We start from the raw sequence: 19,791 nt of genomic DNA on the forward strand, positions 1-19,791 counted from the left end.
AGGTAGAAACAGAAGATGTCCGGTATAAACGTTTTTCATGCTGTAGCAGGGAGGGGCATCGTATGGGCTTGACGTTTGATCATGTGAAGCTATCTCGCAGTCATCAGCGAGTAGCGGATTATATTTTAAAAAATATCGAAGGCATTCCGTTTATGGTCGAGGAGGATATCGCTTCCGCATGTGAGGTGAGCGTATCGACCGTCTCCCGTTTCTGGGCAGAGATCGATTGCCGGAACCTGAAGGAATTCAAGCATCGGGTGAAAAAGGAAGGGCTGGTGTCGCCATCGCTTAAATTGCAGGTTGCCTTTGAGCGGATGGAGGAGCAGGGGAGTGCGGCAGCGCAAATGCTCGATACCCTGCACTATGTACAGCAGACAGCAGAGCGGCTCGATCAGCATGAATTTGATAAAGCGGTGCGAGCACTCGTAGAAGCTGGCACGATTCATGTGTATGCGCCGGGCTCAGCACGCTCACTGGCTACCTTACTGGAATTTCGGTTGACCCGATTTGGTAATCGGATACGTATGATCGAGCATGGCGGACATGAGCTGCTGGAATCGCTTATTCATATGCGTAACGGGGATACGTTGGTGCTGTTTGGCTTTGTTGCCGAGTCGCCTGAGCTGGCTACGCTGTTCGATTATGCCCCACAGTGCGGCTGTCGTACACTACTCATCACCGATCTGGCTGTAAGTGATATGCGGCAAAAGGCGGATATTACGCTATACAGCGCCCGTGGCGAAGTATGGGAATTCCATTCTATGGCAGCACCATTAATACTGCTGGAATCGCTTATCGTCGCTGTTGGCAAATCGCAGGAGCAGCGTGCGCTACGACATAGCGAGCAGCTTCATCGTGTCCGGCGTCAGTATAGTAAATGGCTACCGAAGCGGGTTTGAAGTTTACCTTGATCACAGGTGATCGGGTAGCTCCATCAGAATAACTTGATTAGAACGAAGCGATAAGTATAGCCCGGTCTAGTTTAATTTAGTTTAAGATTTTATTTGTAACATGCTAATAAGCAAAAATAAGTACAGCGATATGTTTTATTCGTTCCACTCTACTTGTTTTATACCTATTGGATGATAAGAAATATGATCGGAAAATGTAAATAAGTAGTCATTCAGCATGTCATACAGGGTAGCACAGGCATAGATCGTATACGCCGTGTTACCCTTTATGTTGTTAAGCTGTGTACTCCAGCTCATCGGAGTGTAAGTTGTAGTATAATGGCATATCGTATACGTTTGTCGTACATAAGTTGGAGGAAGGAGAATGCAGAATGGATGAAAAGCTAACGTTGAAGCAGGCGGTTGCGCAGGTCATGGAGGCGCAGGCATTAACGGATTATGTTAAGCACTTGCCTGCACGCGATATGCGTAGTGACAAGGACAAGCTCCAGACGTTGAGTGAGCTGGGCTGGTTATTATATGCAAAGGGAGAGCATGATGCTGCCTTTCAGATTGCCAAGCCGCTGGCACAGGTTGCATTTGACGGTAATTATAATCGCTGGACATGGCTGGAGCATGCCAATGTGCTGCTCGCTCTAACTGCACCAGAAGAAGAGAAGGAAGCGGCAAGGCAGCACGCTATTCATGCGATTGAGCAGGCCGTACGTACAGGTGACAAGGATATCGTGGAGGTAAAGAAGGATGTGCATAAGCGTTTTCTAAATGGAGATACGTTAGATACGGATAGTATTCAGCGCAGTATAGACGAAGGGGATCGTGCAGGTGAAGCTGCACGACGACTGATCCTGCTGAAAAATCTATGTAAAATCGAATTGCTAGGCGGCTCGAAAGCCTATTCTGCCGAACGGGCTGCACAGGAGGCAGAAGCTCAGATTCAAGCGATTCGTGAGATTGAAGCGGAGCTTGGATTGTTCAAACTATCTCCATTTGCTTGATAGCTAGTAACAGCCAGAGTCGGAGTGATGAATTCGGAGTGATGAATAAGGTACTTGATTCGTAATCACCATGATTCGCAACTAGCAGTATACTGTATACGATCAAGAAACCGTATACGATCAAGACACCCATCTTATAATGAAAAGATAAAACGAGAAGATAATGAAAAAAGCCCTCGTTCGATGCAGAAATGATACGCATCGCGCGAGGGCTTTCATTTACTCCAGCATGTAGAAATGGCATGGAAAATATCATGCACACTGATCAAGCATGTATACTCATTCATTCAAAATGAAATATTACATCGAAGCATACTGTACGATGACCGCTTCACGCGTGTCTTCATCATAAGATACCCATAATTCATCGCCCGGCTGAACACCGTACAATGGCTCAATCGATTGCTCAATCCGGTACTGCTGTCCATCACGCTCAGCGATAATGCTGGCAAGTGGACGCTCGCCTGTCGTACCGTTATAGATCACACGCTGTACTTTTACACTGCCCTGCTTACCTTTGAGCAAACGCAATTCGCGTGCAAATTCATGTCGATTCACACTGACTGGTATTCGCATACCATTGCGCATGACGGATACCGTCTGATCTGGCACGAACAGGCTATTTACTCGTGATACATTACGATCGCCTGCATGGATCGATACATTCATCAGCATCAGCTCACGGTTGTCCGCACGTATATTCATACGCTCAAAGCTAACCAGACTGGCATCCAGTGTAATCTGATCCTGTTCGTCGTGATTATTCACGCTGCTGCCGTATCGATACAGGCGTACAACATCACCGATGCGAACTAACAGCACTGGCGTGTACGGCTCATAGGTGAAGCCAGGCGCCTGTACAACTGGAATACGATGGACTCGACCTTCAGCCTCCACATGCAGAATCAGCACATCTGCACGGCGTATCATGCCCTGGCGTTCGATTCGTTGCAGGGTAGCCTGTCGAATAATTTGTGGCTCCGCTTCACGATTGCCTGCGTTCATGCCGGGAACCTGATCATTCTCCGTAACGAAAATTGCTTTATCACGCTTCGGATCATAGCTAATCATCACCACGTCACCAACCGATGGTGCGTTCAGATAGGAGACGACCTTGGTCACATCAAGTGTACGCAGTCGACCCTCGTGTTGAAATTCAACAGTAAACTGTACAAGCGGCTGTTCATTAATGCGTGTACCTGTCTCCTTCATACGCAGAATGGTCGCATCGTATACAATACCGCGTTTTAATCGGCGTTTATGTGTACTGGAGGCGATTTTGATAATGACAAAAGGTAAAGCTAGCGTCAGAAACGGAACAAACAACCAGACAATCCAGTTGATCACGAGCGGGCCGCCCTGACGAACATAATCCCAGAAGCCGCGTAATGTTGGCGTGTGGCTGTCTGTAGCTCCGCTATGCCCGTTCAGCTGCCATGCTTTGGCGTCTACATTGCTAAGCTGTTTGGATTGCCCGGTCTGAATATTCATCCAGCCGCCAGACTTGCCCGTATACGAATAATAGACCGCAGCGCTATTGGCTTCTTTATAAAATTGCATTTGCCCACTGGTGATATCTTCAAGGCTCAAATTACGTATAAGCGCGGATACATCTGAGGCTTTCCCGGTGACCTCATTGTACACATAAGCACTGATACGTCCTTCATCTGGATTTTTGGCAGTAGAGCCTGTGATTAGTACCTCGTCTTCATTTAATAAAAATCCATTCGCTTGATACAGCGGTTTAGGGAGAGACAGTAATTTTTGCGACTGACCATCTGCTGATTGAAGATAGGGTTGCTTTGGATAATCGCCACTAATCACAACGGCAGAGCGTCCGCTACGACCGAGTTGTTTTTGGAAATATTGCTCTGCCTCATCCTCTAAGTCAAAGCTCGCCTGGTCACTGTTCGGCTTGTAATAAACGAGTAGAGCACCCTTATCGGTCAGAACGCCGCTGATATAAGCAGTTGTACTATCCGCGAGTGTTGCTTTATACATCGGTACCATCGCACCAGAACGATCCAATGTGCTCTGAATGATATCTAATCCAGTCACACGTTTGTTCTGTAGACTGGCAAGCTGATCAAGTGAGGCATGCACATATTGGCCCCCTCGAATCATCGCAATTGCAGGTGGCGTGCTACCATTCGAATTCGAAGCGTCAGCAGAAGCGAGGAGAATCTGTCCACGCCAACTTATAGCACTGCTGGTTAGAAAACCACTCTCTACTATAGACTTGTTTATAATGTTAGAGTATGTAGAATCCGGGTTGAATTGATAAGCAAGAATATGATCCTGCAAATCTTTAACTGCTATAATCGTCTTTCCTTGCTGGTAAGCGATGACCGTTTGACGAAACATATCTGAGTCTAATCGGGCTACGCCGTAATATGCTGTACCCTCGCCATTATAGATATGTACGAGCATGTCATCATCAGACGAATCATCCATCACGGTGAGCACCTTTGTACCGTCATTTGAATATAGCACCTGTTTGACATCCGACACCCCATTACCTGTGGCATCCGGGTCATACATTTTACTAAAATCAGACCAGACGGAAAAGCTGAGAATGATAGCTGGAATAAAAAAGATTAATGTAAATAGGACTAACGATTTCTTCACGTCGTACCTCCTGCTACTGGATTGAGCACAGAAAAATGTATTTATCTATTTATTACATAAACGCCATACCTGTCTATCGTAACATAGTTTAAACGAGTGACTCCAGCGGTCACCGTAAGATGTGCAGACCAGGTATCCAATCCTGGTATGGTATGTCAAATAAGCACGTAGACTTATTTCATCATCGTATACACGAAAATCCTGCAAAAGATTAGGCGTTCGCAATCGATTGTGTTAGTATTAGGGCAGAAACACACGAGCCCTGACGGGCGACAGAGAGGAACTGAACACATTGAGTAACGAAATGCACGACCAGAACGAAGAGCAACAACTGCATACCTCCCCGGAGCATGACAGCGTGGATGAAGTCGCTGTACCTGTTACAGGTGGCTATGAATTGCCTGAAAACTACAGCCAGCTGAAAAAGGATGCACATCGCCAGGCAGACTGGAAACGTCGTCTGCAAGCAGCACGTGAATTGGGACAATATTCGCAACCCCCTGTAATTGATCTGCTCCAGCATATGCTTCAGCAGGACCCGGTTACAGCTGTACGCGAGGAAGCATATACACAGCTGCGTGAGCTGGGCGTAGAGGTTGAGATGCCAGAGCGTCCGAGCACGGAGCTGTTCAACCATATGACCAAAACACTGATCCGTATCAAAAAGAGTCTGCCTGCGGATCACACGTATGAGGATTTCAAAGGTAAATTTAGTCGCATGCGTGCAGACATCTATGATGCGTATGAAGGCGAAAAGGGTGACGAGTTCGATAACTGGCTGCGTGGTCGCTGGGAATCGCTCGATCTAACGGTAAACCCTAAGCGTGACCGACCAAAATCGGCTCCACGCGCAGGTGGCAAAGCCGCTGCACCAAAGCGTCAAAAGCGGAAATAATCGCAATATGATGGACACTACTAACTATATTCCAGGCGAAAAGGAGACTATTATGGCTATTCACATTCAAGTGCAATCCACTCCCAATCCAAACGCAGTAAAAATCAATGCAGATCGTACGATCTTTGAAGGTACAGGCAGTACATCCGTTAAAGCAGGCGACACAACAGAGCACGCTATTGCTCAAGCGCTTGTGCAAATCGATGGTGTAGACAATATTTTCGGTATGCGTGACTTCGTAACCGTGAGCAAGCTGCCAGATGCAAGCTGGGATGATATTATGCCACAGGTAGAGCGCATTTTCGAAGAAGCATAATCGCCATGTCATCATGGTTGTTCAGGTAGAAACAATGAATCCGCCTTTGAACGCTGAGTCTGGTGATTGATCTACTATGCAATACGTATACGGTTATCACATAGCATGATTGGCGATAACGTATGAATAGAAGGATAACATCAGAAAATAGCCTGATCGTATATGCGGTCAGGCTATTTGTGTGCGCTCAAAACAGTATTCCTCCACGAAACTCTGATAACATGTAACGATCAATAATGATAAAAATATCAGTTTTCGCGTATTGCTTGTCTAGCAATTTCGCTGTATATCTAAGTTGGATGTGTTTTCAAGAGGTAACGAAGCGACCGATGAACAGCCAGTGTATACGATCTATTTATGCAATAAACGGGTTACACTTATCGTTTTCGCAACAGATATAGTCACAATGCATGGAGTCGATGAATCGAATCAAAACGTCGTTCAAACTATAAGGAGGAACTATGCAATATGTAGCTGCATTTATCCTATCGTTTGTATTTGTGCTGATCAGTATTCCAATGGTACGCAAGTGGGCGATTCGTATTGATTTTGTAGATAAGCCTCGTCCAGATAATGAGCGTAAGCTTCATAAAGAACCTGTACCGCTGATGGCGGGCATTGCCTTGTTTGGAGGCTTTGCGATCTCATACATATCCTTTATGAATGCAGGCACATGGAAAATGGCAGCTGTATTGATTGGTGCAGTACTTGTACTGGGAATTGGGCTGTTAGATGACTGGTACAAGGTCAGTCGTCGCGAATTCCCCGCATTGCCGAAAATGCTTGTACAGCTTGCCGCAGCACTGATCGTGTATATGGCAGGCATTCGTTTCTCCGGCTTTTCCAATCCATTTAATGATCAGTATATTTTGCTACCGGACTGGTTGCAGCTTGTGCTAACACTGCTATGGATTTTTGGAGTGACTACAGTTATTAATTTTACAGATGGAATGGATGGTCTGGCAGGAAGTCTGGCAACGATCTCCGCAGTGACGCTGTTCATCGTAGCCATGGCGCAGGGACAATCCGATTCAGCTATTATGGCGATCAGTCTGGTCGGTGTAGGCATTGGATATTTGCGTTATAATAAGCCGCCAGCAAGGGTGTATATGGGGGATTCGGGTGCGACTTTCCTCGGCTTCATTCTGGCGATTATTGCGCTGGATGGTGCGTTCAAGCAGGCGACCTTGCTGTCATTGTTTGTACCGATTCTAGCGTTGGGCGTGCCGATTTTTGATAATATTTTTGTAGTCATTCGTCGTATGCTGAGAGGGCAACCGATCTATGAAGCCGATGCGACACAGATTCATTATCGTCTGCTGTCGAGTGGGCTGAATCAGCAGCAGGTATTGCTCGTACTGTGCCTGATCAGTCTATGCCTGAGCCTGTCGTCGATTATTCTGATGCTGCTACCTGTGTAGTTGAATGATGCAATAATGTAATAAAGTAAGGCGAACCGAATCTAAAACAGTTTTGCTGCAATGCTAATCGAGAGTCTGTCTGCTCATATGCCTGATGTGGCATGCGGGTAGACAGACTCTTTTGCATATCAGGGTCAGGGATAGGAAATTCATGGAATACCTGTTACACTAAAACAGAGCAAATAGGATGCCAGTCTAGCGTATCGTACCGAAGGAGGGGCATACACAGAAGCGGTTGTTACTGAAGAAATGACTTGACCACTACATACTAAAGGAGCTGTAAATTATGGGTTTTTTTGATAAATTCCGTCGTAAAAAGCAGTCTACCGAACCAACATCATCACAGAACACCGAGCAGGAGAATGGGCATAAGCTTGCAGATGCATCAGCGACAACTAACCAGCCAAGCGCTTATGGATATTCTGCTGCCAATGCGCCCGAGCCGGCTGTAGCTGTAGAGCAGAGCAATCTGCCAGAGCCTGCAAGCATGCTGCTTGGCTTCGTATTGCTTGATCGTGCAGAGTTTAATGCTGAGCAAGTGATCACGAATATGCGTGAAGATTGGGGTATTCAGATCGAAGGGCTGGAGCCAGATGATAATATGGTGTTCCAGTTAGCCGATATGCAGATTGCGATTGCTTATATGCCAGGCCCGATTCCAGATCGTGAGGTTGAGGAAACGTGCAAATATAATGTACTGTGGCCTGAGGGTGAACAGGTAGTATCCACGCATCAAGCGAATGTAATTGTAACCGTTATGGGAATCACAGATCCGCTTATCGGTCATGCCCTGTTTACGCAACTTACTGCCAGTGTGTTGAAGCTGGATCAGGCGATCGCGTATTATGCACCACCGATGGTCATGTCGGCAGAATCCTATCTCGAAGGAGCACAGATGCTGAAAGATCAGGAGCTTCCTGTACAGCTCTGGGTGTTCCTCGGTCTGTATACCAATGAAGACAGAACAGGTAGCTGCGCGTACACCGTCGGCTTGAAAAATTTTGGTAAGGATGAGATGGAGATCATCAATTCTAAGGAAGAGCTGGGCGATGTGTTCGAGCTGATGCTCAACATCACCACCTATGTGGTGGGCAGCAATGTAGTGCTACAAGACGGCGAAACGCTGGGCTATTCGGCAGAGCACAAGCTACCACTCGAACGCTCTAAAGGCGTAGGGGTAGAAGGAGATAGTATTAAGATCGGGTATTGATGGAAATGAGTATTCGTGCATAGAACCGATAATAATGCTACAGCCTAGTATCCAGTAGTCAGCGAAGTAGCATAGCTATATTCGCAGTAGCTATTCAGTAATGGTTTAAAGTAGAATTCATATGTATAATCTCAGACCACGTCATTCTGCAATGGATGATGTGGTTTTTTACATAAAATGTCTGTATAGATAGGCTTATATAAACGATGATAGATGAAGCTATGCATAATCAGGTAAGGGAGCAAAGTTATGGTGAAATGGATAGGAAGACTGTTATGCAGCACACTTGTATTGAGTATGGTATTCACAACTAACACGCCATTAATTTACGGCGAAGGAGCAAACGTGACGCCAAGCCCAGCAACCCCTCAAACGAAGTTGGAGCAAGCGATCACATCGGTAAAGGTTGCAGATGGTAAGGGCAAATGGAGTACGGGTAGTTATCAGGTGCAGTTTGTGAAAAATTCTGAGGATTTCCCTTACATTGAATCCATATTTCCTGACCGTTCTGGCGAGCATATGATTATTACATATCTAACAGATATCACATCGTTTGAAGATGGAGTACCACTAGATGGAATGCTCAAAATGGCATCCATTCAGATAAAGGACGGTAAAAAAATATGGGATGCCTTGATAGATGATAAACCGTTATGGAATCCTATAAGCCAAGTTGAAGCGAATGGAGAAATTCTGCTATCAACTAGAGATGATAAAGGGATTTACTTGCACGCAATTGATGAAAAGACGGGACATATTACTAGAGTTATAACGCAGGCTACTGCCTTGAAAGACTCTGCTATGCGCTGGAAATACTGGCTAGTTGGAAATAATCAGCTACTGGTATCATACGCTGCGAATAATCAGTCAACACTTCGTTATTTTGATGCTAATGGTGTATTAATTAAAACACGCATCATTAAAGGGATAGCTCGTGATGCGAATCAAAACCGTATCGTAGTCACTGATGGATCGTCAGATCATTACACTTTGCGTGTACAGGATCATCATGGGCATGATGTATTTAATCACTTAATACAAAGTATCGGTTATTTCTCGCATGTCTATTTGTTGCCTGATTCATCAGTAGTATTAGAAAATCAAGGAACAAAGAATGGACGAAATCTATACCATCTGACCCAGTATAATGCCAAAGGAATACAGCAGTGGGATGATAAAATACTGGATGAGTCATTTTCTTCTTTTGTGAGCGAAAATCAGCTAGTGGGAATTTTTGAATATCAAAAGAAAATAGTTCTATTAAGTAATAAGGGCAAAGTAATTAAACAATTAATAAATAAAAATGATGCAAATACGTGGATGGTAACTAGCAATAAACAAGTGCAATTCATTGGTGAAGATCATCATATACGAATCGCTGATCTTAAAAATTTGAACTGGTTAGCTGAAATCACCTATAGTAATGATGAATCTGCAATCAATTGGCTGGATAGACAACCAGTAACATGGCTTAGCAAGCAGCAACTAGCAATTTACGATAGCCAGAATAAAATCATTTCTGTCATCCGCATTACGAGCAAATAACTAAACCATATCCCCTACCATAGTTTCCACCATCGTTAAAGCTATGAATTAATCCATATACAGCTGACAACACTCAAAGAGCCGTGTGATCCCATCTGGAAACAACACGGCTCTTTGTTATGCAACTCCAACAAGTTTAATTAATCATATATCACAGAAACGTCATTATAAGCTCCAATACCTTAAAGAGAAGCAAATCGGCTCTACAGTAATAAACCGCTTATTTCCCGGTAGCTCTGCTTTCCGCCATCTGCCCTTTAGCTTGATTACTACCAGCCTCAGCACGGCGCGAACGAAGCATTCTCCATCCCGTCAACAGTGCCGCCACCAAACAAATGCTTGCCGAAACAACAAAAACAACGTGCATTCCCGTCAGGAAAATGTCCGGTCGATCCGGAATCAATCCAGTCACACGGTAGCCAGCCTGACCGCTCATTACGCCGAATAGCGTACTCGTTGCTACGGTAATCCCAACGACCATACCAACATTACGAATAAGCGAATTCACACTGCCTGCAATGCCGAGCTGTGTTTTGGCAATACGCGACATAATGAGCGAATTGTTCGGCGATTGAAACATCCCCGTACCGATCCCGAGCATCGCCACCCATGTACCGACGATCGGAATCGGGCTGCCTTGATGCAGGCGCGCCAGTCCGAATTGAGCAACCACCATCACGATCAAACCTGCAAATGTCAAAATCTCTGAGCCGATACGATCCGATAGCGCGCCGCTCAATGGGGCGATAATCACCATCATAATCGGAAACAGCATCAGCAAAAATCCAGCCTGAAACGGCGACAGCTGCAAAATGCTTTGCGTATAAAAGGGAGCGATAATATTAAAACAAAAATTTGATACAAATACGAGAAACCCGCACAGAATACCGAGCGAAAAGAGCGGATTACGGAACAGACCCAGCTGTAATAAAGGCTCCTGCTTTCGCGCCTCTACCCACAAAAACACACCAAGCAATAGCGCTGCCACGATAAGCGAGCCGATAATACGCCCATCGCCATAACCAAGCTGCTGCCCCAGCAATAACCCTGCGAACAGAAATAAAATAAAGCCTGTAAACAGCCCCGTCCCTGCCTTATCGATCCGTGCACCTGTTTTCACCATATCAGCCGGAAGCAGCTTCCAGCCAAACGCAATCGCAATTAAGCCAATCGGTACATTCACCCAGAAGATCGATTGCCAGCCGAGTGTAGACAGCATCACACCACCCAGACTTGGTCCCGCAATACTACCAAGGGAGACAAAGGTACCGACTAACCCCAGTGCCTTACCGCGTTCGGTCGGTGGGAAAATATCGGTTACAATCCCCTGACTATTCGCCATCGTCATCGAGGCACCAATCGCCTGAATAACACGCGAGACGAGTAGGAAGGTAAGGCTCGTGCTAAAGCCACATAATAACGATCCGAGTAAAAAGATCATCATGCCTAGCTTGAAAATTCGAATTTTGCCGATGCTATCTCCGAGCTTTCCAAAAAATAAAATCGCTGCACAGATCGCCATCAAATAGCTCGTCGTTACCCATTCGGTCTGTGCTATAGGTAGCTTCAATGACTCTGAGATTGTCGGTAGCGCAATATTCACGATGCTGCCGTCCAGTGTGGACATAAAGGTAAATAAATTCATTACAATTAGAATAATCCAGCGTCTGCGCTGAATGTCTGGATTATCCTGATACGTACGTCGTTTTGCCGCTTCCTCCATCGGTAAACCACCTCATTTATAAATAGTTGCGTGCGCAACCATGTTGATAAATTGAGTATAAAGCGAAATGGTTGCGTCTGCAACTAATTTGATGTATATTTTTTGATACAATACTAGATAAGCTTATAGTTCATATATCCAGAGTTGCCGCGATCAATCATCTGACTTTGAATGTATAATGATAGCGGCGACCAGACTCTGAACGATAGCTGCATATTACCCCGGTGATATCGTCCGGTAGAGAAGGTGTACACGCATGAAAAGGGATTCGATCGGCAAGCTGATCTCGTATATTAATCGACTTAATCAGAAGCAGCTCGCGCGTAGCTTTAAACCGCATGGCATCGGTAGCGGTGGGCATCATAGCTATTTAAAAGCGATTTTGCAGCGTCCCGGTGTGAATCAGGATCAGCTAACCAATGATCTCAAATTCGACAAGGCTACGACGGCGCGCTCCGTCCGACAATTGGAGCAGGAAGGGTATATTGAGCGGCGTGTTGATCCGAATGATCGGCGTGCCTATTTGCTCTATCCGACCGAGCGTGCCAGGGCATTTGAGCCGATATTGTATCAGACACTACAGGATGCCAATGAGCGATTAACGAGCAGCCTAAGCGCTGAGGAAAAGGAGCAATTATGGCAATTGCTCAACAAAATGTACCATAGCAATAACGAGTAATTGATATCCCTTTATAAAAAGCGATTGACATGGTGTAGGGGCATCATATAATATGGCTGTATAAATAAACAACGACTAATTACAAGCGAAGCACGCTTAATGTCCTTAGGGCATTTTGCGTGCTTTTTTTGTTGTTCATGTCTATCGAAAGGAGCAAAAAGGGGTGGAGATGATGCTAAATGAAGCGGAACGACTGATCTTTGCTCGCAAGCGTAGAAAGCTGTCACAGGGTGAGCTTGCCAGACAGATCGGCTCGTATCAGACGCGTATTAGCCGACTGGAAAATGCTCAGAGTAAGCCAACCGAAGAGGAAAAGCTACTCATTCAGCAGGTACTCAATACACCGATCTGGGCACTAGCTGCTGGGGAATGAGCAGCTGTTGATCTGTCAGTCGTGAAGTAGAACCGTAAGCCATTCGCTTGAACGTCGCAGAATGTAACCGAAACGAATGGAACGTAATGGCGCCTGAAATGAGTGTAATCAGAACTTTAATCGTATACCCGTAGTCGAATGATGTTAGCAAGAACTTATAGGATCATCTAGCTATATCGCAAGTGAATTGAGCTTTAGTTAAGGAGTGTTAGCAACGTGTCCATTATTCGTTTTCGGATGAAAAATAAGATTTACGCTGGTTTGATCGGCGGCTTGATCGTAGCGATCTTATCATCGCTCGGATACATATTTCTGATCAATTATCAATCCAAGCAGCTCAAAATGATCAAGGCAGAATATGAGGTAGAGCTTACGAGCGCGCAGCAGGCATTGCAGGAGCAGCAAGCGATTTCCAGCAAAATTGTAGTGACGATCGGCGACCTGAAGGCAGGCGATATCATTAGTAGCAAGCAGCTAACGACTGCATTTGTATCTCGTCAGGGCGCACCGACCAATGCCATCGCTGATCCCAAGCAGCTGATCGGCAAAGTTATCAAAATTGATGCAGGCAAGGGCACCGCACTTACGCCAGCGATGGTATACGCGGAAGGCGCTACACCAAAGGATTTGAGGAGCCGCGAGTATAGCGTTATGGAGCTACCAGGTAAGCTGAAAAAGGGTGACTTTGTCGATGTGCGCATCGGTTTCCCAAATGGTAGTGATTATATCGTGCTATCGAAGAAAAAGGTCGAAGACCTATCCGGTACAACCGTATGGTACAACATCAATGAATCCGAGCTACTGGCGATGAGCAGTGCGATCGTGGATGCGTATTTGCAGGGTGCACGATTGTATGCCATTTCCTATGCTGATCCGTACATGCAGGAGAAAGCTATTCCGAATTATCCTGCCAATATCGATGTGATCAACCTGATCCAATCCGATCCGAATGTACTTGAAAAGGCGACACTACAGCTGAGCAAGGAAGCACGGTCTACACTGGATATGAACCTGGGTCGGATGAGTGAAGCAGACAAGGCAAAGGTCAGTGGAGCAGCGGTATCGCAGACCTCTAGCGAATCCGCAGCAGATGCTGCAAGTCGTATAAGCAATGGAAATAGTGGTACGTACACGCAGGATTCGGTCGTGTCTGAAACGCCAGCCCTGCAATCCTCACCGTCAGCTTCGTCGACCAGTCCCGTTACAGACCCAGCGGCGCAGGGCACGGATGAATCCAAGCCATCAGTTGATATTGTAACGCCGATCGAGCCCAAGGCAACGCCGGCTTCAAGTAGCTCAGCTACAAGCTCCAGCGGCAGTCATACGGATCAGAAGGCACAGGATGTATTTGAACAGCCATTAGTCAAATAAAACAGGTAACATCCACGATCCAGCCGATCGCTGATAAGGTACAGAAGGAAAATCACGATATAGCGTACAAGCGTGAAAGCGCCTGTACATTATCCAATGCTGAAGGAGGATTACTATGAAATACTCATTGTTTCTTGGCTCTGCTGATATTAGTGATTTGCTTATCTATTTGAGCAAATTCCTGCAAACGGCAGGTCGCCGGGTACTGCTGGTCGATGCCAGCACAGAAGGCTTTATTCGTTACAATACACCGATCGTTGCCAATGGCGAGGGGGTATCTGAATATGATGAATTTGATATCGGCTATGCGTTCACCACCTTTGCTGAGATGAAGCATCAGCTGGATCGGGAGCAGCAATACGATCATGTGCTTGTGTTATGCTCGCAGCCTGATTTTATTCGTATGGATGATCTGGAAAGCTTCAAACAACGATTTGTCGTGATGTCGCCAGAGCGCCGTTCGCTTGAAAGGGCGATGGAGTTAATGAGCTTGATTTTGGCTAAGCGCGATGCGACACAGCCGCGAGTGCCATTTTGCCGCTTGTTTGTTCAGCAGGTGGATAGTGGATTGGCAGAGGATTATATGGAGCAACTGCTGGGCTGTCTGCCGATCGTATTTGAAGAAAGCTCATTTACGATTCCGTTTGATGAAGCGGATTATATGCAGAAGATTGTGAATCAAAATAGCAATACGGTCAGCATTAAGCGCATCTCTCGTCCACTGCGCACCGCTATTCAGCAGATGGCAGGGAATGTGAGCGAGCTGGACAATCAGGAGCTCAAAAGCTATACGAAAAAATTATCGCGGAGGAGTCAACCGGTATGGGGAATGTAATTGCGTTCTGGGGAGCGCGTCCAGGGCAGACAGGGAATTCCTCGAATCTGGTTGCATCGGCGGCGATGCTGGCGCTCGACTATGTGAGCATCGTGCTTGCTGGACATACCCAGTATGGCGGTTCACTTGTGGAGGATGCTTTTCGCAGACAACAGCGTACACTGGATGCGATGTCGATTGCTTATTCATCGAGCGGTATCGATTCGCTTGAACGGCTGGCACGCTCCGGTCAATTGACAGGCAGTACGATGAAGGATTACACCCTTCCTGTATTTAGCGGCTCGCTCGATCTACTGCCTGGCACGAATAAGCCGGATGCCGACCTGTTTATACGTATGCATGAGGTGGCTGCTCCGATCTGTCAGGCGGCACGTAGCGCTTATGATCTGACACTGCTGGATGCGGGTAGTGGCACTGGTCATGCGCTGAATAAGGCAGTAATCGCCCATGCGGATCTGGTGGTCGTCTCACTTAGTCAAAACATAAGCCTGCTGCGCGAGTTTTTCGAGCAGACGCCCGAGCATCTGGCAGACAAGCCGTATGTGTTGGTTATCGGGCAATATGATCCTGCTTCCCAGCTAACGATTAACAATATTCGGCGATTGTTCAAGCCAAAGGCACCTCTGTTTGCTTTGCCGCATTGCACCACGTACATGGATGCTTGCAATGAACAGAAGGTGGTTGAGTTTTTCCTGAAACGTAAGCATGTGCAGCGGGATCAGCCGGATTATACGTTTATGCAATATATTCGCAAACTGAATAAGGGCTTGTTCGAAGCGCTTGAGGTAGATTCGAATATGTATGCGAAGGAGGCTTGATGATAGGTGAGTAGTATCGATCTGAGCTTGTTGATCAACCGAGCCTGCATCGGGCTTATCGTACTGATCCTATTTGTACTCGTTTATTTTAAGCTGAGCTATAAAGGTGAAGATCGCGAGCGAAAGGATAAGTCCAACAATAAATATACATTGCCTGAGATTATCGGCTATGTCAAAGCGGCACTAAATGAAATGACCTCTGCTTCGCTGGATGATCTCGGTCTGTCTGAGGAAGAATATAATCGCAGACTGAATCAGCGAGCCACATTAATCAAGTCGCTCAAGGACTGTACGCACGGTGATCTGAATGCGAAGACCTTTGTGAAAAGCACGATCTTTGATCTGTTGCTCAAGACGTATGATTTTACCGAGGACAATATGAACGGGGTGATTCCTTTTCATCATCCGCTTGCGCTGACCAGTCAGGAAAAGTTCGATATTATGCTATATCAGTATAAAGCGATGTACGGACTACAGGGATTATCGCGTCTGCTAGAAGAGCATCGATTAGCTGAGCTCAAGCATCGACCGGATGGAGGCGGCTCAGGCTCGTACGTGATCACAGCAGCCGAAATTGACGAAGCATATGATCAGTTCCGCAGTGTGCTGCATTTTGAGGATAAGCTACACATTATCGTACAACGCGTCTATCAGACATTCAAAGGATTCAGTGTAATTGATGAAATTCGCGATATGAAGATTGATGGCGTGAGCGGTGGGGTATCCGGTGTGCCGGTCAGTCAGGTGGAATATGATGATGACTTTTACGATTTTACATCGGCGATCAATGAGCAATCGATTCCATTTAGCCATGATAGTGTGTGGATTTTTTATCGTGGTAAATCGGTACATCTGGAGTTTCTTACCTTTGGCACAGAAGCTGAATTGAAGCGAGTATGTCAGAACATCTATCGGTATAATAATCCGGGGCAACTGTCCGAGGCGAATGGCTTTAAGGTCAATGAAATGAAGGATGGGAGCCGAATTGTCGTTGTACGTCCGAGCTTTGCTGAATCCTGGGCATTTTTCGTACGGAAATTCGATCCGGCTTCTGCGACACTGGATCAGCTCATTACGGATCGCATTCCGAATCATGATCTGGTCAAATCACTGCTGATCTATCTGATGAAGGGTGGGCGCATCGTAGCGGTTACCGGAGCACAGGGTTCGGGTAAAACGACGCTCTTGATGGCGCTCGTTGCCTACATTAACGAAACGTTCACATTGCGTATTCAGGAGATGTCATTCGAGCTACATCTGCGCAAAATCTACAACAAGCGTAATATTCTGACGTTCCGCGAAACTGAGACGGTAACCGGACAATCCGGGCTGGATGTGCAAAAGAAAACGGACGGAACGGTTAACATTCTGGGTGAGGTCGCAACCGATGAGGTGGCAGCCTGGATGATTCAGATGGCACAGGTCGCCAGCTTGTTTACGATTTTCACGCATCATGCGAAGACGTTTAAGGATCTGGTGTATTCGCTTCGTAACTCGTTACTCAAACAGGGTATTTTCAGCAATGAGAAGACGGCAGAGGAACAGGTTGTGCGGGTACTCAACTTTGATGTGCATTTGCGTAGAGATCCAGATGGAACGCGTTATATCGAGCGTATTACCGAATGCGTCGTGCTGGATGAAGAGGAATATCCGACCAGCTTTCGCGAGGCAAGACGCTCGGATGAACGATTTACAGCGATGATGGAGAGTATGACAACCTACTTCCAGCGCTCCACCGGACGTAAAGTCGGTGAAGGGCGCAATATTATCGAGTATCGGGATGGTCAGTATGTCGCGGTGCATCCGATCTCCGAGCTGAACCGACAGCAAATGCTGGAGATGATGGAGCCTGCCGATCAGCTTCGATTCAAGCAATTTATCGCTGAGAACTGGGGTGGCATAGCCGTTGACGCTTCTTAATGTATTAACGTATGTGTTAATCGGTTCTGCATTTGGCTTTGTCGTGCTGCTGGCTGCCTTCCAATATGTACAGCGCAAAAATCGGCAGAACGGCCATGCCGAAATGTATAAAACGTATCTCGATTATGTAGGATCAGGACGCTCCAAGCGAATTCGCCAATACAATCATTTTTTACAGCAATCCTACCAGGCCTATATGCGAGTACCGCTGCTGCGTGCCTACATTATTCGAGTTCGTAAGCGTCTGCAATCGATTCATTCGTATGATGAATTTTCTATGCGCCGTGAAACGATGAAGATTGTGTTCGTCACACTGGCGATTGTATCTCTATTTATCCTGACGCTGCTGTTTATGAATAAGGATCTTACCTTTATGTTCATGATTGCACTGACGGCGCTGGTGATGAATGGCATGCTGATCGATGCCTTTGTGAATCGGGTGGAAAATCGGCTACTCGTGCAGCTCAAGTCGGTCATGGACGATGTGCGTCACAGCTATCAGCAGCATGGCATGATCGAGGAGGCACTGCATGATGCGTCTGAAGCCTCCACCCATGAAGCCTCGCTCCATGCGAAAAAGGTATATGAGATTCTCGTAGCCGCAGAGCCGGAAAAGCAGCTACAAAGCTACTATCAGGCGGCACCAAACCGATTTTTAAAAGCATTTGCCGGAATTTCTTATCTGGTCAAGGAGTTTGGCGATAAGACGGTAGAGGATGGCTCGCTGTATTTAAGCAATATGAGCAAGCTGACAGGTGAGATTAATCTGGAGCTACTCAAGCGTACCAAGCTGAGCTATTTGCTAAAAGGCTTAACAGCGATTGCCATTGCTCCTATTTTGTTCACGAAGCCGATTGAGCTATGGGCGAAAAATAATTTCCCGATCATGGAGCAATTTTACGACAGCAAATTTGGCTTCTTTTTCAAAATCGTAATTTTTGCGGTCATTTTACTGTCGTATATTCTGCTCAAAAAGCTACAGGATCAGCAGGAGGGCATCTATCAGGCCAAGGTACGCAAAATATTATGGGAGCAAAAGCTGCTTCAGCTTCGTCCAATCGAGTGGCTGGTGCTGCGTATCATGCCAGCCAAGCGAACGACAGCTCATTTTCGGATTCGTACACTGCTCAAGGATGCGAATGCAGGGACACCGCTGGAATGGCATTATCTCCATCGGATGGTGCTGGCAACAAGTCTATTTGCGATTATGCTGTCATCGTTTCATACGATGCATTCGATTACGATTCGCAATATTCTGACCGCACCGACGCAAAATGAAACGATGTTCGGACAGCTTTCTGCCGATGAGCTGGCTAAGGCGAAAGAGCTGACCGATTTTGATACCCGGATTATTCATCGGCTGGAGGGCATTGATCCTGAGCAACTACCGGAACGAATTATGCAGGAGGTGTATACGGATAATCCGCAGGCTGGCAATAGCTCGCAATTTCTGACAGCAGTAGATCGTATCGAAGGTAAAATGCGTGTGCTGCAATCGGAATATTTTAAATGGTATGAGCTGGTGCTGGCATTGGGAATGGGCTATATCGGCTATCTGATTCCATTCTGGATTTTACTATTTCAGAAAAAGATTCGTTATATTGATATGCAAAATGAAGTGGAGCAGTTTCATACGATTATCACGATGCTGTGTCAGATTGATCGAATGTCCGTTGATATCATACTGGAGTGGATGGAGCGATTCTCGACGATTTTCAGAGAGCCGCTACATCGGGCGGTGCTCGATTTTGAGAGTGGAGCTGAGCAAGCGCTGGAAGCGCTCAAGCAGAATGCACCGTTTGTGCCATTAGCTCGCACGATCGACAAGCTTATTTTATCGGTGGAGCGCATTCCGATTCGAGAAGCCTTCGACGATCTGGAGCATGAGCGCAATTACAATTTTGAGAAGCGTAAGCAGGATTATGAGCGCATGATCGAAACGAAATCAGAATGGGGTCGCATCATCGGCTTTGCTCCGATGGCGGCACTCACATTTATTTATCTCGTCTTACCGTTCATTTATATGAGCTTTGAGCAGATGGGTGCCTATTATCAGCAGTTAAATCAATTGTAGAAATAACCAATCATAGGGCGGTATAGCATACGCAGCTGCCCAGCAATTCCAATTCAACATATTAAAGGAGCCAAACC

Annotated in this window: 16 protein-coding genes; 14 read left to right on the forward strand and 2 right to left on the reverse strand. The window is 46.2% G+C overall.

Annotated features, from left to right (window positions below; translation table 11 throughout):
- Positions 1-62: 62 nt before the first annotated feature.
- Both SK066_RS04510 and SK066_RS04515 read left to right on the forward strand, forming a co-directional pair.
- Positions 63-899 (forward strand): MurR/RpiR family transcriptional regulator, encoded by an 837-nt coding sequence (locus tag SK066_RS04510; RefSeq protein ID WP_320543808.1) that lies wholly within the window; start codon positions 63-65, stop codon positions 897-899.
- Positions 900-1,282: 383 nt separating this feature from the next.
- A complete protein-coding gene (locus SK066_RS04515; RefSeq protein WP_320543809.1) occupies positions 1,283-1,906 on the forward strand; it encodes a DUF6707 family protein in 624 nt (207 codons plus the stop codon).
- A gap of 300 nt (positions 1,907-2,206) precedes the next feature.
- Here SK066_RS04515 and SK066_RS04520 read toward each other — a convergent pair whose 3' ends face one another.
- Positions 2,207-4,534: a hypothetical protein gene (locus tag SK066_RS04520; protein ID WP_320543810.1), complete on the reverse strand. Its 2,328-nt coding sequence runs from the start codon at positions 4,532-4,534 to the stop codon at positions 2,207-2,209.
- 292 nt (positions 4,535-4,826) lie between these two features.
- Here SK066_RS04520 and SK066_RS04525 point away from each other — a divergent pair, with 292 nt between their 5' ends.
- The 5 genes from SK066_RS04525 to SK066_RS04545 all read left to right on the forward strand — a co-directional run bounded on the left by SK066_RS04525 (position 4,827) and on the right by SK066_RS04545 (position 9,921).
- Positions 4,827-5,429: a HEAT repeat domain-containing protein gene (locus SK066_RS04525; protein WP_320543811.1), complete on the forward strand. Its 603-nt coding sequence runs from the start codon at positions 4,827-4,829 to the stop codon at positions 5,427-5,429.
- Positions 5,430-5,481: 52 nt separating this feature from the next.
- Positions 5,482-5,745 carry a NifU N-terminal domain-containing protein gene (locus tag SK066_RS04530; RefSeq protein ID WP_188776846.1) on the forward strand — a complete coding sequence of 88 codons (264 nt, stop codon included), beginning with the start codon at positions 5,482-5,484 and terminating at the stop codon, positions 5,743-5,745.
- 461 nt (positions 5,746-6,206) lie between these two features.
- A complete protein-coding gene (locus SK066_RS04535) occupies positions 6,207-7,166 on the forward strand; it encodes a glycosyltransferase family 4 protein (RefSeq protein ID WP_320543812.1) in 960 nt (319 codons plus the stop codon).
- Positions 7,167-7,452: 286 nt separating this feature from the next.
- A complete protein-coding gene (locus SK066_RS04540) occupies positions 7,453-8,376 on the forward strand; it encodes a DUF4261 domain-containing protein (protein ID WP_320543813.1) in 924 nt (307 codons plus the stop codon).
- Between the two features lie 249 nt (positions 8,377-8,625).
- Complete coding sequence (locus SK066_RS04545; RefSeq protein ID WP_320543814.1) at positions 8,626-9,921, forward strand: hypothetical protein; 1,296 nt, start codon at positions 8,626-8,628, stop codon at positions 9,919-9,921.
- A gap of 220 nt (positions 9,922-10,141) precedes the next feature.
- Here SK066_RS04545 and SK066_RS04550 read toward each other — a convergent pair whose 3' ends face one another.
- Positions 10,142-11,644 (reverse strand): MFS transporter, encoded by a 1,503-nt coding sequence (locus tag SK066_RS04550; RefSeq protein ID WP_320543815.1) that lies wholly within the window; start codon positions 11,642-11,644, stop codon positions 10,142-10,144.
- 256 nt (positions 11,645-11,900) lie between these two features.
- Here SK066_RS04550 and SK066_RS04555 point away from each other — a divergent pair, with 256 nt between their 5' ends.
- From SK066_RS04555 to SK066_RS04585, 7 genes are all read left to right on the forward strand, one after another.
- On the forward strand, positions 11,901-12,323 hold the full coding sequence (locus SK066_RS04555) for a MarR family winged helix-turn-helix transcriptional regulator (RefSeq protein ID WP_188776850.1): 423 nt from the start codon (positions 11,901-11,903) through the stop codon (positions 12,321-12,323).
- Positions 12,324-12,492: 169 nt separating this feature from the next.
- Positions 12,493-12,696, forward strand: coding sequence for a helix-turn-helix transcriptional regulator (locus SK066_RS04560; RefSeq protein ID WP_320544800.1), 204 nt, complete (start codon positions 12,493-12,495; stop codon positions 12,694-12,696).
- A 216-nt stretch (positions 12,697-12,912) separates the two neighbouring features.
- Complete coding sequence (locus SK066_RS04565; RefSeq protein ID WP_320543816.1) at positions 12,913-14,067, forward strand: SAF domain-containing protein; 1,155 nt, start codon at positions 12,913-12,915, stop codon at positions 14,065-14,067.
- Between the two features lie 115 nt (positions 14,068-14,182).
- The gene (locus tag SK066_RS04570; RefSeq protein ID WP_320543817.1) at positions 14,183-14,902 is read left to right on the forward strand and encodes a hypothetical protein; all 720 of its coding nucleotides are present in this window, start codon (positions 14,183-14,185) and stop codon (positions 14,900-14,902) included.
- Positions 14,890-15,720 (forward strand): CpaE/TadZ family protein, encoded by an 831-nt coding sequence (locus SK066_RS04575; RefSeq protein ID WP_320543818.1) that lies wholly within the window; start codon positions 14,890-14,892, stop codon positions 15,718-15,720. Before SK066_RS04570 ends, SK066_RS04575 begins: the two co-directional genes overlap by 13 nt.
- Before the next feature lie 15 nt (positions 15,721-15,735).
- A complete protein-coding gene (locus tag SK066_RS04580; RefSeq protein WP_320544801.1) occupies positions 15,736-17,640 on the forward strand; it encodes an ATPase, T2SS/T4P/T4SS family in 1,905 nt (634 codons plus the stop codon).
- Positions 17,627-19,714 carry a hypothetical protein gene (locus SK066_RS04585; RefSeq protein ID WP_320543819.1) on the forward strand — a complete coding sequence of 696 codons (2,088 nt, stop codon included), beginning with the start codon at positions 17,627-17,629 and terminating at the stop codon, positions 19,712-19,714. Before SK066_RS04580 ends, SK066_RS04585 begins: the two co-directional genes overlap by 14 nt.
- The last annotated feature ends 77 nt before the right edge of the window (positions 19,715-19,791 follow it).

Origin of the sequence: Paenibacillus hunanensis (assembly GCF_034055775.1) — a bacterium.
Taxonomy (GTDB): domain Bacteria; phylum Bacillota; class Bacilli; order Paenibacillales; family Paenibacillaceae; genus Saccharibacillus; species Saccharibacillus hunanensis.

What these genes read in the sequence shown, in the direction of transcription:
- SK066_RS04510 (WP_320543808.1), top strand. Translation starts at nt 63, where the DNA reads ATGGGCTTGACGTTTGATCATGTGAAGCTATCTCGCAGTCATCAGCGA.
- SK066_RS04515 (WP_320543809.1), top strand. Translation starts at nt 1,283, where the DNA reads ATGGATGAAAAGCTAACGTTGAAGCAGGCGGTTGCGCAGGTCATGGAG.
- SK066_RS04530 (WP_188776846.1), top strand. Translation starts at nt 5,482, where the DNA reads ATGGCTATTCACATTCAAGTGCAATCCACTCCCAATCCAAACGCAGTA.
- SK066_RS04535 (WP_320543812.1), top strand. Translation starts at nt 6,207, where the DNA reads ATGCAATATGTAGCTGCATTTATCCTATCGTTTGTATTTGTGCTGATC.
- SK066_RS04540 (WP_320543813.1), top strand. Translation starts at nt 7,453, where the DNA reads ATGGGTTTTTTTGATAAATTCCGTCGTAAAAAGCAGTCTACCGAACCA.
- SK066_RS04545 (WP_320543814.1), top strand. Translation starts at nt 8,626, where the DNA reads ATGGTGAAATGGATAGGAAGACTGTTATGCAGCACACTTGTATTGAGT.
- SK066_RS04550 (WP_320543815.1), bottom strand. Translation starts at nt 11,644, where the DNA reads ATGGAGGAAGCGGCAAAACGACGTACGTATCAGGATAATCCAGACATT.
- SK066_RS04555 (WP_188776850.1), top strand. Translation starts at nt 11,901, where the DNA reads ATGAAAAGGGATTCGATCGGCAAGCTGATCTCGTATATTAATCGACTT.
- SK066_RS04560 (WP_320544800.1), top strand. Translation starts at nt 12,493, where the DNA reads ATGATGCTAAATGAAGCGGAACGACTGATCTTTGCTCGCAAGCGTAGA.
- SK066_RS04570 (WP_320543817.1), top strand. Translation starts at nt 14,183, where the DNA reads ATGAAATACTCATTGTTTCTTGGCTCTGCTGATATTAGTGATTTGCTT.
- SK066_RS04575 (WP_320543818.1), top strand. Translation starts at nt 14,890, where the DNA reads ATGGGGAATGTAATTGCGTTCTGGGGAGCGCGTCCAGGGCAGACAGGG.